Genomic DNA, 13,800 nt, shown 5'->3' on the forward strand with positions numbered 1-13,800 from the left:
CTCTCTCCCCTTTCCTCTTTCTTATTATCCCTATACTTCCTGCGCCGTCTCCCGCGCCCGCAGCACTTGTTTCAACACTTTCCCAGTCGCATTGCGCGGCAGTTCAGCGATCGCCCCATACAAGCGGGGGATTTTGTAACCAGCAAGCTTGTCGGATAGGAAGCGTTTACACTCCTCCGCGAGCGGTTCGAGCGGTTGGCTCAATACAACAAACGCTTTTGCCGTTTCTCCCCACTCCGGATGCGGCACGCCGATCACGGCAACATCGGCGATCGCCGGATGCGTCCGCAGCACATCTTCGACTTCTTTTGGATAAATGTTGACGCCGCCGGAAATAATGACGTCCTTCTTCCGGTCGACGATCCAAATGTAGCCGTCTTCGTCACGGCGCGCCAAATCGCCGGTGTACAGCCAACCGTTTCGGATCGCTTCATTCGTTTTTTCCTCGTCGTTGTAATATCCTTTCATCACGCTCTCCCCACGCAACACGATCTCGCCGACCTCGCCGGGCGCGACTTCCTGTCCGTTTTCGTCCACAATGGCGGCTTCGCAATGGAGGGCGGCATAGCGGCCGACGCTTCCTGCTTTCTCCGCATGTTCCTCAGGCGCCAAGTACGTGCCGTTCGGGCCGGCTTCGGTCAAACCGTATAAACACATCATCCGCTCGGCGCCAAAGCAGTCGGCGACAAACCGCACTTCCTCGCGCGACAGCGGCGCCCCGCCGTACATCCAACAACGGACCGAAGAAAGGTCGTAATCGGAAAACCGCGGATGCTTCGCCGTCAACAAATACGCCACCGGCGCACCGAAAAAGTGGGTGATCTTGTGACGCTCGACCAGTTCCAGCAAGGCATCCGGGGAAAATGCAGGAGCCAAGACATGGGTCGCGCCGACATACGTGCCGCCGACAAAAAACAGATGAAGCGGCGCCGAGTGGCTGAGCGGCATCAGGTGCAACAGGCGGCTTTGACGGTCGATTTTCGTTTCGATCACGATCATGTCCGCAACCGTTATAATGTTGCGGTGCGTGAACAACACGCCTTTTGGCCGCCCCGTTGTTCCCGATGTATACAAAATCGTCGCCTCATCGTCCTCTTTGACTGGACAAACGATGTCTTGCGGATCACCTGAACCGATCAACTCCTCAAGCGACAGCCAGCCGTCTTCCGCCTTCCCTGTCTTAATCCAAGTGATATGGCTTCCACCAACAAGCGGAGCGAGCGCCTGATGCACCAAATCGTGAGCGATGAGCAACTTTGCTTCACTATGGCCGAGAATGTATTGCACTTCAGCCGCCGTCAAGCGCGCATGAATCGGCACGACCACGGCACCGAGGCGCAAAACAGCAAAGTACGAGAATACAAACTCCTTCGTATTCGGCATATACAGCGCAACTTTATCACCGCGGCCGACGCCGAGCCGAGCCAATGACGAAGCCAAGCGGTTGACCATGCGATCGACCTCGGCATACGAAAGCCCTGATTCTCCTTCGATGACCGCCGTTTTCTCTGGAAATTTCCTCGCATTGCGGGCAAGCAACTCCGAAATGTTCATCCGCCCGATTCCCCCCATTCTTGCAATCGCTTTTCAAAATCGGAAAGCAGGGATTCCATCTCCGCCTTCAGCTGTAGCAAATCCTCGATCCGCTCGTTCACCTCCTTCAATTTTCGCCGCCCGTACTCGACCGTTTTTTCAAGCTGTTTCTTCCCCGTGCGATCCTCATCAAACAACGCGATCATCTCATGAATCTCGTCAAGCGAGAAGCCAAACCGTTTGCCGCGCAAAATGAGCTTGAGCTTCGCCCGCTCCTTTTTCGTATACAGCCGCTGCCCGGACTCGGTTCGGATTGGGGAGAGCAATCCGCGTTCTTCATAATAGCGGATCGTCCGCGTGCTCACATCAAACTCGTGCGCCAAGTCAGAAATGGTGAAATAATGCATCGTCATCCCTTTCTTAGGTGCAATATTTTGAATTTTATTTTAATTTACGTTGACGTAAAAGTCAATTAACATCTTGCTTGAGGAACAAAGAAAAAAGGATGTCTCAGCAAAAACGAGACACCCTTTGCCTGAAGATGGATGAATCCTCACCCGCCCGCTCCTGTATAAAAGCGCAAGGCAAAGCGCCAAAAGCGGCGGGCAATCCATAAAAAGAGGAGGGCCACAACCAAAGCGGCAAGCGCTGCCCGAACACTCCATTTGCCAAGCAGCGCCAGCGCAGGTGCATTCGTAATCAACACTGCTGGTAAAATATAGGTAATCACCATTCGGACCGCACCGCGATACATACTGCCGGGAAAACGGGCCGTTTCAAAAAACGAGTCGAAAATAAACGACAAGTCGTCGATGCGCACCACCCAAAACGATGTCGTCATCAGCATCATCCATAACGAATAAATCAACAAAAGTGAAGCAGCCATCACAACAAGAAATATCAATACGTCAGCCGCCGACGGAACGTAGCGCCCGACAGACAAACCGTAGCCGATGACGCCGAAGCCGAGCGCCACATCGATGAGCCGCCAAAAGACAAGATGGCGGAAGCTGACGTAAAACATGCTATCGACCGGCTTTGTCAAAATGTAATCGAGCGTGCCGCGCCTAACGTGTTCAAGCAGCCGCGGCATGTTCGGACGCAGCGCAAAGTCGATGAACCCGCGCAGCGTATTAAAGACGCCGAGCAAGACAAGCACCTCCGCGTACGTCCAGCCGCCTAAATCATCCGTCTGGTAAAAAAAGATCTGGACGGTGAGCAGCGCCATGCCAACACCAAAAAAACTGGCTGCGAAATTGCCGAAAAATTCGCTTCGATACTCCATTTCCTCCACGAAACAGGCACGGAAAAATTCGCGGAACACCCGTCCATACCGCCGCATATTCATCCACCTACCGCCTGATTTTTTTTCATTCCCGCCTTCCACAGCCATTGCAAAACAGCAGCGAACACAAGCAGCCACCCTGCCGCGATGGCAAAGCCGCGCACCAATTCCCCTCGACTTGCGGCTCCGGTGGCGATTTCAATCGGAAAGCTGATCATATAGCGGAACGGCAGCCACTCGCTCCATTCCCGAAGCTGCGGCGGAAGCAGCTCAAGCGGCGCGATTCTTCCCGACAAAAACAACGAAATGACATCGATGACGCCGTACACAGCCGCCACTTTGGTCACCCAAAACGCCAGCAGCCCGCACGAGTAGCTCAACAAAAAACGAAGCGCCGCGCCCAATACGACCGCCAGCAAAAACCACCCGATTTGGCTTCCCGTCATATATGGGCGAAGCGCCGGCCAAAACACCGCTCCCACTGCCCAAACCGGCACTAAAATGACGAGAAACAGCCATTTATAGACGATATTTTCCGCAATCGCCCAATGGATTGGATGAAGCGGCCGCAACAACAAGTTCGAAAACGTCCCTTCGCGGATTTCACGGTCGAGCTCCCATACATCCCACGCGCTCGTCATCCGCTCGACAAAAATGACCGCCATAAAATAAAAGAGAAACGACTCACTCTCTTCCGGATGAATGTTCATCCAAACGAACATCGTAATGAGCGGCTGGGTGATGGCGCCCGTCATCCAGACGAACGTCGCCAAGCGGTACGCGATCATTTCAATATACTTCATGCGCAACAGGGCGATATATTTACGCACCATATCCATCCCCCTGAAACGCGCGCGTAATCACTTCCTCAAGCGGCGGATCTTCGATATTGATATCACGGACTTCAAACTGCTGAAGCAGCCGCGCCGCCGTCCCCGCTGCCGTCTCGCGCGCCACCCTGAGCACAACCGTCCCCTCTTCCATTTCCGCTACTTCACCATACTCGTCCCAGTTGATGTTGGGCAGCCGCGAAAACCGGACTTCCAACCGCTTGTACGGCGCCAGCTTCTCCGTCAGCACCGAAAGTTCCCCGTCGTAAAGGAGCCGACCATAGTTAATGATCATCACCCGGTCACAAAGCGCAGCGACATCGCCCATGTAATGCGACGTCAACAAAATGGTCGTCTCGTGCTCCCGATTGTAATCAACGATAAAGCGGCGCACGTTTTCTTGCGTATGAACGTCAAGCCCGATCGTCGGCTCATCTAAAAATAACACGTGCGGCCGATGCAACAGCGCCGCCGCCAGCTCGCAGCGCATCCGCTGGCCAAGCGACAAGCTGCGCGTCGGCTTGTCCAACAGCGGCGCCAAATCAAGCAGCTCGGTGAGCTCCTCGAGCGTCTGGCGGAACGACCGATCGTCAATGTCATAAATGGCTTTATTGACCAAAAACGTCTCCATCGGCGGAATGTCCCAAATAAGCTGGCTTTTTTGCCCCATTACTAAGCTCATCATCTTTTTAAACTCCGGCTTTTGCTCAAACGGCACAAAACCGCCGACCGTGATCTCCCCTGATGTCGGGTGCAACAGGCCGGCAAGCATTTTCATCGTCGTCGTTTTCCCCGCCCCGTTCGGGCCTAAAAAACCGACAATCTCCCCTTTTTCGATCGTAAACGAAACATCTTTGACCGCCTCGACAACCCGGTAGTCACGATGCCATAAACTGCGCACCGCCTCAAGCCATCCGGCTTCGCGGCGATGGACACGGAACGATTTATGCAAATGGCTGACACGGATCACCACATTCATCCCCCAATATGCGCAATGCTGTTGACATTCTTTTGTTATATCACATTCAGAGGACGTGCTGCAAAGAAAAACATTTCATCATCTTTTCTCTATCGTTCCCATCTTTCGTCATGTATAATAATAGAGAAAAGAATCGAACGAGAAAGGGGGGTGTCGAATGGGGGAGATCACCAATGAAATGATTTGGCAAGCCATCAAAGAGCTCGCCGATCAACTTCAACAAACAAACGGACAAGTCGAGCAGCTCGCCAAACAAGTGCAACAAACGAACGAACAAGTCGAGCAGCTCGCCAAGCAAGTGCAACAAACGAACGAACAATTGCACCGGTTAAGCCAACAAGTGTCCGACATGGACCAGCGGCTCACCGATGTCGCCAACGGCCAAAAAATTTTAGTGGAAGAGCTGTTCGAAAACAAAAAGGAGATCAAGCGCGTCAAAATGGCGCTCAATCTGTATTAAGGCTGATCCTTTCGCCCGTTTTACAGATCCGCGAGCGAGAAAGCCCACTCCTTTAGGGGTGGGATGAAAGCGAGCCGTTTTCTGAATATTGAATGATTCTGAAAAAAATGGTATCCTGTCATCGCTAGAAGGAGGTGAATCCATGCCCACGATCACACTAAGGCTGGAGCTGCACAACCCAACGAACGTCAAACAAGACATGTACGAACGGATGACAGAAGTGAATACAGCGTTTGCGAATTGGCTGTTGGATCATCCTAAGCTGAATCAAGCGACGAGCAAAATTTTTAAAGAGTTCTCGTCGCAGCGGTTTCCTTCTGCCGTCGTGAATCAGACGATTCGAGAAGTAAAGTCCCAAAAGAAAAAACAAAAGGCAAAGAAGTTTCGAACATTATGGTGTTGCTTTAACAATCAAAACGTGAAGGTGGAAAAGAAAGGAGCGTTCTACACGGTTTCCTTCCCCACACTGGAGAAGCGAATCGGCGTGCCGGTCGTCACGCGCCCCTATCAAGAAGCATGGCTGAATCGGCTGATCAATGGAACCGCCAAACAAGGGGCCGCCAAGCTCTACAAAAAGAGAAAGAAATGGTGCTTGGCGATCGCGATCACCTTTGAAGTGAAGCCGCGACACGAAACAAAGGTGATGGGGGTTGACCTTGGGCTTCGCTATATCGCCGTGGCCAGCGTGGGAACGAAATCGTTGTTTTTCAAGGGCAGCCAATGCGCTTTTGTACGCCGACGATATGCGGCTTTGCGGCGAACGTTGGGCAAAGCCAAGAAACTCCATATGATTCGCAAAATCGGCCGTAAAGAGTCTTGCTGGATGAAGGATATGAATCATAAAATCAGCCGTCAAATCGTCCGTTTTGCCCTCGCCAACGGTGTTGGCGTGATTCGGATGGAAAAGTTGACGGGGATTCGAAAGCGGGCAGCATCGGCCAAAGAAGCAGGACGAAGCCTTCATTCTTGGGCGTTTCATCAACTGCAAACGATGATTGCCTATAAAGCGGAAATGGCGGGCATTCGGGTCGAGTGGGTGAAGCCGACCTATACAAGCCAAACATGCCGATGCGGGCATCGAGAGAAAGCGAACCGAAACGGCATCCACTTCCGATGCCAAAAGTGCGGATACACTCTCCACGCTGACTTGAATGGCGCGATCAACATCGCCAAAGCGATTTCGGGCTTCGCCGCCTAACCTAGCGCACTGGTCACAGGTGCGCCGCCCATCGGGGTACATCCTAACCCGATGGGACGGGGTGATGGCACACCCCTGAACTTGGGCGTTGTCCGAACCAGAAATGGATGAGGACGTGAGCGACCCAAGAATCCCACGGCTTTAGCCGTGTGGAGTGTCAACATTTCGCTGCTTTCCTCTCGATTTGTTTCTTATCTTTGCTTCACTCATCCAGAGGAGTTGAAAAAACGGGGCATTCCCGTCACCGCTGTCCACAACCATTGGTTGTTTGAGAAACCGCGGGCCATGTATATGCACTTTCAGTCGATCGAGCCCCCGCTTGAGTTTGCCCGTAAAGTGCGGGAAGCGTTTCGAGTATTAAAAGACTAGCGGATGGGGATGGAGTGCCCTTTTGTTGCCTCGATGGGTCTCCTTCATCGACCGAGCGTCGCCAAACGATCCTAGTAGCTCCTTCTCGGAAAAAGGTTTGCCGCGAACATTTTCTTTCTCCCCTGTTTAGGAGTTCTTCGCCCATATTCGGAGACCCGATCCCCATCGGCTAGACGATTGGAAGCAGCCGAGACCGAGGCGAAGGGCTTTCAACATCACTTGCGTCTTATTCTAAAATCCTTCTTTTTTGAAACCATCCCCCCGAACTATGCCTCGGGGGGGACCTTTTTCATCGCCCTTCTAGCTATTGGTCAAGCTAAGAACTCAACAGCAAATACTTGTTTTTGACGTGGATATCCAATTCGTTCGGCGTTCCGCCAAACACGACCGCTCCTTTGTTCAAAATATAGACGAAATCGGCCAGTTCCAACGCCATCGCTAAATTTTGCTCGACCAATAAGATTGTCAGCCCTTGTTGTTTCAACTGCCGAATAATTTCCGTCACTTCTTGCACCATCAACGGCGACAACCCTTCCGACGGCTCATCAAGAAGCAGCACTTTCGGATTGGTCAGCAGCGCTCTCCCGATCGACAGCATTTGCTGCTCCCCGCCGCTTAAATCGCCGCCCATCGACGACTCCCTTTCCTTCAACCGGGGGAACATGGCGTATATTTGATCCAATGTCCAACCATTTTCGGCCGGACGGTATGTTGTCATCAAGTTTTCTTTCACGGTCAAATTCGGAAAGATTCGTCTCCCTTGCGGAACAAGTCCAATCCCTAACCGCGATATTTGAAAACTCGCCTTATCTTGAATTTCCGTCTGTTCCAACACGATCTTCCCCGTTTTAGCCGGCACCATCCCCATAATGGAGTGGATCGTCGTCGTCTTCCCCATTCCGTTCCGGCCCAACAAAACGGTCACTTTTCCTTTTTCCACCGTCAACGAAACGTTGTGAAGGACATGGCTGTCTCCATAAAACGTATTAATGTTATAGACGTTCAGCACCGACTGTTTTCCCCTTCCCGATATAAATTTCGTTGACACGTTCGTCCCCCCGCACTTCATCAGGGGTTCCATCGATTAAAATATAGCCGTCATACAGCACAATCATGCGCTCGGCCAATCCAAACACAACATCGAGATCATGTTCGATCACCATGACGGTAAGATCCTTTGGCAACTGGTGAAGCAACTGAACAATGTAAGTGGTCTCGGCTTGGGACATGCCCGCTGTCGGTTCATCAAGCAACAGTACATCAGGCTCCATCGCAATGCCGAGCAAAATCTCGACTTGCCGCTGCTCACCGTACGACAACGTTTTTACTCGTTCATTGGCAATCTCCTTAAGCCCCCACGTCTCAAGCAAATGTTCCGCTTCCGCAAACAGCGCCGGCGCCCAGCGGGCATTTCTCGGTTTGAACCATACATTCGCCATTCCGCGCTTTCGCTGCAATACTAATAACAAGTTGTCGAGCACTGTCAATTCATTAAGCAGATTATTTTTCTGAAACGTGCGCACAATCCCTTCTTGCGCCCTTTTAACATTCGGCATGTTCGTCATTTCTCTTCCTTTATAATAGATCTTGCCTCCGGTGGGAAGGAGATCGCCCGCCAACAAGTGAAAGAACGTAGTTTTTCCTGCTCCGTTCGGGCCGATGATTCCGATTCGCTCGCCTTTTCTCACGCTGAGGGATACGTCCTTAATAATTTGCAAACCGCCGAAATGCTTGCTGATTCTGTCAACATGCAATATGACGTCCTTTTCCATTTTCCTCCCTCCTTATTGATTGGCCTCATTATTCACCAATGGTTTCGTGCCTTTTTGTGAAATCGGCAGCCTATGGGCAGCTAGTTTTTGAAACAGACGCGCAAAACCGACAAGCCCTTGCGGCATAAAAACAACGAAAAGAATGAAAATGATCCCGATAATCATCGTCCACACCGTTGTATAAGAACTGACGATCGTTTCCAATATAACGATAAACGCCGCTCCCAACACAGGGCCGACCATCGTTCCGGCCCCACCAATCAACACCATAATGAGCACGGATCCCGACATCGTCCAGTACACATCGTTCGGGGAAACAAAACCGTTCAAGTTCGAATATAAGGCGCCTGAAATTCCGCCGATGGCTCCTGCTATGATAAAAGCAATGTATTTATACAGGGCGGTGTTATACCCCATCGCTTTCATCCGCATTTCATTTTCGCGAATTCCGATTAACACATGACCAAATGGAGATTTAACAATCAATCCTAAGACGATGTAAACAACGACAAACACGAGCACAATTGAATAATAAAGGAACACAGGATTCGAAAGATCTATCGTCCCTAACATCGGGCTCGGCAGCCCGGACAGCCCGTTTGATCCGCCCGTTATTGTTGTCGATTGATGGACAAACGAGTAAATCATTTGCGAAAAGGCTAGCGTCAACATAAGAAAATAAAACCCGTCCGCTTTCACGCAAAAAAGGCCGATGACGGCCGACGCCGCCGCAGCAATCAGAACCGAAGCCAAAAGGGTCAACAGAAACTGCGGTGACCACTCTTTCGCCAAAAGGGCCGACGCGTACGCGCCAATCCCGAAAAAGGCGGCATGCCCTAATGAAACGAGTCCCGTATAGCCGACAAGCACGTTCAAGCTGAGGGCGAAAACCGCTAAAACTAAAATTTCAGCAAGCAAATTGAGATAAAACAAGGAAAAGAAAAAGGGGACAGCGATCAGCAAGATGACAGCGACGATGCCCATGAAAACTTGTCTATTCAATGCTTGATCACCTGCTTTCCAAGCAATCCATTTGGTTTGCTAATTAAAATGACGGCCATAAGCGCAAATACAAGAAATAAACTGAGTTCCGGCACAAGAAAACGGCCAAACGTTTCGACCATCCCGACAACTAAACTGGCGACAAACGTCCCGGCAATTGAATCGAGACCGCCGACAACGAGAACGACTAAAGCTAAAATTAACGTTTGGAACTCCATGCTTGGGTATAAGCCAAGAATCGGTGAAGCAATCACCCCGCCTAGCCCTGCCAAATACCCGCCGGCAAGAAAAACGGCGGTAAAGACGAGCTTAATATTGACTCCTAAGGCGCTAATCATTTCCTTGTCACTCAACCCAGCGCGGATAATGGCCCCCCAACGCGTTTTTTCTTGGACAAACCATAAACAAGACGCCAACACGACCCCAGCGACAATAACAAACAATCGGTAGGCCGGAAATTCTTGATGAAAGAAATGCAACGTTTCCGATAAAACAGAAGGGAGGGGAATCGATAAAACATCCGATCCCCATATGATGGACGTCACATCGTGAATGACATACGATAATCCAAACGTTAACAGCACTTGAGATAAATGCCCTAAATGGTAAGTCGGCCTAAGCAAGATGAGTTCGATGATGAGGGATAAAACGGCTACAATGAGCGGTGCGATGATTAGGGCAAGCCAAAAGTTTTCGAATCGTTGCGTCGTCAATGTATAGGCAACATATGCTCCAATCATATATAACGAACCGTGGGCCAGGTTCAATACCCCTAATATTCCAAATACTAATGATAAGCCGCAAGTAATCACAAACAACAACATGCCGTATGACACGCCGTTGACGAGTTGAGCGGCAATGATGTCCATCTTTTTTCTCCCTCCGTTCTATTGTCCAGGGTCTTTCACTTTCTCGATCACTTCAATCACTTTGTTTTCAGCTTGACCGTTCACTAGGTTCGTTTCGATGATGTACATATTTTGAATAATATGATGGGTTTCCTTATCAAACTGGATTGGTCCGCGCGGACTCACAAATTGCACGTTGGAAATCGCCTCGACCACTTTGTCAGGATCAGAAGCGTCACCGCCGACCGTCTCTAATGCCTCCGCAATAATTCTTGCCGCATCGTAGCCTTCCAACGCTTCAATCGTTGGGCGTGCATTATACTTTTTCTCAAACGCGGCGATAAACGCTTTATTTTCCTTTGTATCCACATGATAGTCCCAGAAAATGGACGCGATCGTTCCTACTCCTGCATTTCCTTGCTGTTTCCGGACATCTTCCGACACAAGCCAGCCGGATCCAATTAATTTTTTCTCCTTTTTCAACCCGAACTGTTCGTATTGCTGAACGAATTTCACTGCGTCACTTCCCGCAAAGAAGGCGTAAACAGCATCTGCGTCGGCGTTTTTGATTGTCGTTAAATACGAGGAATAATCGTTGTTTCCTAAAGGCGGATACACTTCACCGACTACTTTTCCGCCCGCCGCTGTATACGCTTCTTTAAATGCGGCGGAAACTTCGCGACCGAAGGCGTAATCCGCTGCAGCGATATACACTGTCTTTCCGATATGGTCATATGCCCATTGGCCAAGCGAATAGCCGATCTGCCATGAAGAAAAAGACGATCTCCAAATATAATCGCTCCGTTTGCTTCTTGTCAAATCATTTCCTCCGGCGTGGGAGACAAGAAACGGCACCTTTTTCTTATCCACCTCATCCCGAATCGCGTAGGCAACGGCCGTGCTCACTGTTCCTGTCAACAAATCCACTTGGTCTTGATCGATCAACTTTCTTGCCTTCCTAAGCCCTACTTGCGGGTCGGCTTCCGTATCTTCCACAATAAGCTCAATGTCCTTGCCGGCGGCTTTCCAACCGATGCTTTCAAAATAGAGCTTCATCCCCATCTCCAAGTTTTTCCCTAAAGACGCGTACACGCCTGATTTTGGCAAAAGAGCGCCAATTTTGATCGTCTCATCATTCTTGGCCGTTCCCCCGTCTTTCTTCGTCGTCGACTGGATGGCGCTGTTGCCGCAGGCAGATAAAACGGTTAACAAAACGGCCAACACGATGACATAAACCTTTCTTTTCATTCAAAATCCCCCTTTATCATGTTCTCAGTTTTCTAAAGCGCTTTCATTTCTTCTCATCGAATTCACCTTTTCTGTCGCTCACCCCCATTTTCACTATTTTAAATATCCTAACTTTTATAATATATAATAACTTTCGAAAATTCAATATACTATTTTATCTTTAGTTAAAAAAACATATAGGCAAAATCACCTAAACAATGCTTGTTTGTCTGCATAAATGCGCATTTTCCCCAAAATATATATTTTGTTTTTTACCACTTCGTATTCTTTTCGTAATACTGCTATTTTCCATATCGTTCAATTAACAAGGAGTGTGCTGGCAAGAGGAAAGCTTCGCATGGCCGACATCGCTAGCAGCCATTGCTCCATTTGCGAACAACCGGTCACGATAGAACTCCCGAACGTCCACCCATGCCCTTGCCGTCGAGACATCTCGCAGCCATAAAAGAAGCCCAAGAGATTTTCCCTAACGGATCTCTTGGGCCTTTCCTATCATCTTAAATAACAACAAGCTGGTCATTAACAACCCCTAATGGCCAATGACCGCGTTCGAGCACAGCAATGAGAAAGTGAAACGGATTTGTCTCCCATCCTTTAAGATCGGACAACAGTTCCCAAGCACAAGCCATTCCACCGATGTACATCATATAGCCGACCGCAGTAGTCACAACGTTGTCTCCATATGGACGTAACACCGCAAATAACTGGTCAAAACTGTGTTGAAAAATCACAGACGACACCTCATCGGCCAGCGCCAAAAGTGCTTCCAATCTTCCTGCCTGTTCAGCCTGGTGCTTGAATTGATCAGGAACATGCCGCAACGCCTGCCAAATGCTATCCTCTTCGAGACGAATCGCCTCGATTGATGATCGCAATTCTTGTTCAGCCAGCCACTTCACCTCGACATGACGGACACCGAAAAAATCGGCGAACTGGCGAAGCGGCTGTTCGACCTGTTCATCTCCTTGCCGGCCAAGCGAAGAAAGCCAATCGATATTTACGAAGCGGTCGAGCAGACAATGAACTGCCGCGTTTTCCGTCCCCGCCGCCCCTGTATGGTTGATTCCCTTTTCAGAAACTGTGCTCATCGTCTCCCTCCTTAATTTATAATGCCTGCAGCTGCCGATCACAGGAGAACGGCTTTTAACTGCTTACCGCCTCGGCCTCAAACTCCCCGACGATCGGTTGATATCCATTGTTATTCGGGTACGCTTCTTCACGCTGCAATCCGAGCTTTTCCATAATCGGCAAATCGTTGGCGCAGAAGAGAAGTGCATCCTCATTGGATGTGTTCACATGTTCGTGCCAGGCCCAGTTCGGAATGACGAAATAATCGCCTTTTGTCCAGTTGAACCGAACACCGTTAATGACTGTATATCCTTCGCCTTTGAACACGTGATAAATCGCTGAATACGTGTGGCGGTGCGCCTTTGAGTGATAGCCGACCGGCAATTTTTGCATCCAAGCGGCAATGTTCGGGTTGGCCGTATGGCCGTTTGATGGATTAATGTACTCAACCGCAATGCCATCATACGAATCCGGCTCAAAATCACTTAGCCCTGTCAATGCGGCTTCGGTCTGTTTCCACTTGTACAACCCAAGCGGTGCGACTTGCGGCTTCCGGTCGCCGATCGGCCGAACCATGCCGCCACGATACTTGCGCGCCGAGTAATCATCCGGAAGCGACGGCGGCTCAATGCCATCCGGGTACGGTTCAAAGAACGTGCCGCCTGTCGAATAAATAAACGGGATATCTAAACAATCCATCCAGAACATCGGCTCTTCCCCCGGATGACTATGGCCATGCCATAATCCGCCTGGGGTGATGAGAAAGTCGCCTTCTTCCATAAACAGCCGTTCGCCTTGGACCATCGAATACGCCCCTTTTCCGTCTGTGATAAATCGCATGGCGCTTTGCGTATGGCGGTGCGATGGCGCCGTTTCCCCAGGCAAAATGAGCTGAACGGCCGCATATAGTGTGTTGGTGGTTGACGCCCATCCCCACGGCTGACGCTGTTTGAGCCCGGGATTTTGTAAGTAAATGGCCCGCCGCTCGCCGCCGCGCTCCGGTGTGAAAATTTGCGTCGCCTCTAAAAGAAGCTTGCGGAGCGTTTCCCCTTTCCATAAGTACGGCACCGCTTCCGGCTTCGGCTCTTTATGCATCAAATCCGGAATCGCTTCCCATAACGGCCCTAAATGGTACTGTTCAATTTTTTTCGTAAACTCTTTTACTTCTTTGCTTTGGAAAAACGGATTGGCTTCTGCCATGGTTTCTC

The 13,800-nt window shown here is 50.2% G+C and carries 14 protein-coding genes and 1 pseudogene; 3 read left to right on the top strand and 12 right to left on the bottom strand.

Going from position 1 to position 13,800, the window contains the following annotated elements:
- Nucleotides 1-30: 30 nt before the first annotated feature.
- From IC803_RS09450 to IC803_RS09470, 5 genes are all read right to left on the bottom strand, one after another.
- Nucleotides 31-1,554 (bottom strand): class I adenylate-forming enzyme family protein, encoded by a 1,524-nt coding sequence (locus IC803_RS09450; protein ID WP_081207577.1) that lies wholly within the window; start codon nucleotides 1,552-1,554, stop codon nucleotides 31-33.
- Entirely contained in the window at nucleotides 1,551-1,940 is a 390-nt protein-coding gene (locus IC803_RS09455) for a MerR family transcriptional regulator (RefSeq protein WP_081207578.1), read from the bottom strand. Before IC803_RS09455 ends, IC803_RS09450 begins: the two co-directional genes overlap by 4 nt.
- 146 nt (nucleotides 1,941-2,086) lie before the next feature.
- On the bottom strand, nucleotides 2,087-2,875 hold the full coding sequence (locus IC803_RS09460) for an ABC transporter permease (RefSeq protein ID WP_081207579.1): 789 nt from the start codon (nucleotides 2,873-2,875) through the stop codon (nucleotides 2,087-2,089).
- A 2-nt stretch (nucleotides 2,876-2,877) separates the two neighbouring features.
- Nucleotides 2,878-3,651, bottom strand: a complete 774-nt coding sequence (locus IC803_RS09465; RefSeq protein ID WP_081207580.1) for an ABC transporter permease — start codon at nucleotides 3,649-3,651, stop codon at nucleotides 2,878-2,880.
- A complete protein-coding gene (locus tag IC803_RS09470) occupies nucleotides 3,641-4,618 on the bottom strand; it encodes an ABC transporter ATP-binding protein (protein ID WP_081207601.1) in 978 nt (325 codons plus the stop codon). Before IC803_RS09470 ends, IC803_RS09465 begins: the two co-directional genes overlap by 11 nt.
- Before the next feature lie 166 nt (nucleotides 4,619-4,784).
- Between IC803_RS09470 and IC803_RS09475 the strand changes: the two genes are divergently transcribed.
- The 3 genes and pseudogenes from IC803_RS09475 to IC803_RS09485 form a co-directional block, all read left to right on the top strand.
- On the top strand, nucleotides 4,785-5,087 hold the full coding sequence (locus IC803_RS09475) for a coiled-coil domain-containing protein (protein ID WP_081207581.1): 303 nt from the start codon (nucleotides 4,785-4,787) through the stop codon (nucleotides 5,085-5,087).
- A 142-nt stretch (nucleotides 5,088-5,229) separates the two neighbouring features.
- Nucleotides 5,230-6,285, top strand: coding sequence for an RNA-guided endonuclease TnpB family protein (locus IC803_RS09480; RefSeq protein ID WP_190304188.1), 1,056 nt, complete (start codon nucleotides 5,230-5,232; stop codon nucleotides 6,283-6,285).
- Nucleotides 6,286-6,501: 216 nt separating this feature from the next.
- Nucleotides 6,502-6,654: pseudogene (locus tag IC803_RS09485) on the top strand (DUF1259 domain-containing protein); the annotation flags it as partial.
- A gap of 316 nt (nucleotides 6,655-6,970) precedes the next feature.
- Here IC803_RS09485 and IC803_RS09490 read toward each other — a convergent pair.
- The 7 genes from IC803_RS09490 to IC803_RS09520 form a co-directional block, all read right to left on the bottom strand.
- Nucleotides 6,971-7,663, bottom strand: a complete 693-nt coding sequence (locus IC803_RS09490) for an ABC transporter ATP-binding protein (RefSeq protein ID WP_081211239.1) — start codon at nucleotides 7,661-7,663, stop codon at nucleotides 6,971-6,973.
- Nucleotides 7,647-8,426: an ABC transporter ATP-binding protein gene (locus IC803_RS09495; protein ID WP_081211241.1), complete on the bottom strand. Its 780-nt coding sequence runs from the start codon at nucleotides 8,424-8,426 to the stop codon at nucleotides 7,647-7,649. Before IC803_RS09495 ends, IC803_RS09490 begins: the two co-directional genes overlap by 17 nt.
- Nucleotides 8,427-8,438: 12 nt before the next feature.
- Nucleotides 8,439-9,428, bottom strand: coding sequence for a branched-chain amino acid ABC transporter permease (locus IC803_RS09500; protein WP_081211242.1), 990 nt, complete (start codon nucleotides 9,426-9,428; stop codon nucleotides 8,439-8,441).
- Nucleotides 9,425-10,297 (bottom strand): branched-chain amino acid ABC transporter permease, encoded by an 873-nt coding sequence (locus IC803_RS09505; protein ID WP_081211244.1) that lies wholly within the window; start codon nucleotides 10,295-10,297, stop codon nucleotides 9,425-9,427. The genes IC803_RS09500 and IC803_RS09505 overlap by 4 nt, the downstream gene beginning before the upstream one ends.
- 18 nt (nucleotides 10,298-10,315) lie before the next feature.
- The gene (locus IC803_RS09510; RefSeq protein WP_081211246.1) at nucleotides 10,316-11,524 is read right to left on the bottom strand and encodes an ABC transporter substrate-binding protein; all 1,209 of its coding nucleotides are present in this window, start codon (nucleotides 11,522-11,524) and stop codon (nucleotides 10,316-10,318) included.
- A 497-nt stretch (nucleotides 11,525-12,021) separates the two neighbouring features.
- The gene (locus tag IC803_RS09515) at nucleotides 12,022-12,612 is read right to left on the bottom strand and encodes a hypothetical protein (RefSeq protein ID WP_081211248.1); all 591 of its coding nucleotides are present in this window, start codon (nucleotides 12,610-12,612) and stop codon (nucleotides 12,022-12,024) included.
- A 55-nt stretch (nucleotides 12,613-12,667) separates the two neighbouring features.
- On the bottom strand, nucleotides 12,668-13,792 hold the full coding sequence (locus tag IC803_RS09520; protein WP_081211250.1) for a cupin domain-containing protein: 1,125 nt from the start codon (nucleotides 13,790-13,792) through the stop codon (nucleotides 12,668-12,670).
- Nucleotides 13,793-13,800 lie beyond the last annotated feature (8 nt).

The organism is Geobacillus sp. 46C-IIa, assembly GCF_014679505.1.
Lineage (GTDB): Bacteria > Bacillota > Bacilli > Bacillales > Anoxybacillaceae > Geobacillus.

What these genes read in the sequence shown, in the direction of transcription:
- IC803_RS09450 (WP_081207577.1), bottom strand. Translation starts at nt 1,554, where the DNA reads ATGAACATTTCGGAGTTGCTTGCCCGCAATGCGAGGAAATTTCCAGAG.
- IC803_RS09455 (WP_081207578.1), bottom strand. Translation starts at nt 1,940, where the DNA reads ATGCATTATTTCACCATTTCTGACTTGGCGCACGAGTTTGATGTGAGC.
- IC803_RS09460 (WP_081207579.1), bottom strand. Translation starts at nt 2,875, where the DNA reads ATGCGGCGGTATGGACGGGTGTTCCGCGAATTTTTCCGTGCCTGTTTC.
- IC803_RS09465 (WP_081207580.1), bottom strand. Translation starts at nt 3,651, where the DNA reads ATGGTGCGTAAATATATCGCCCTGTTGCGCATGAAGTATATTGAAATG.
- IC803_RS09475 (WP_081207581.1), top strand. Translation starts at nt 4,785, where the DNA reads ATGGGGGAGATCACCAATGAAATGATTTGGCAAGCCATCAAAGAGCTC.
- IC803_RS09480 (WP_190304188.1), top strand. Translation starts at nt 5,230, where the DNA reads ATGCCCACGATCACACTAAGGCTGGAGCTGCACAACCCAACGAACGTC.
- IC803_RS09495 (WP_081211241.1), bottom strand. Translation starts at nt 8,426, where the DNA reads ATGGAAAAGGACGTCATATTGCATGTTGACAGAATCAGCAAGCATTTC.
- IC803_RS09505 (WP_081211244.1), bottom strand. Translation starts at nt 10,297, where the DNA reads ATGGACATCATTGCCGCTCAACTCGTCAACGGCGTGTCATACGGCATG.
- IC803_RS09510 (WP_081211246.1), bottom strand. Translation starts at nt 11,524, where the DNA reads ATGAAAAGAAAGGTTTATGTCATCGTGTTGGCCGTTTTGTTAACCGTT.
- IC803_RS09515 (WP_081211248.1), bottom strand. Translation starts at nt 12,612, where the DNA reads ATGAGCACAGTTTCTGAAAAGGGAATCAACCATACAGGGGCGGCGGGG.
- IC803_RS09520 (WP_081211250.1), bottom strand. Translation starts at nt 13,792, where the DNA reads ATGGCAGAAGCCAATCCGTTTTTCCAAAGCAAAGAAGTAAAAGAGTTT.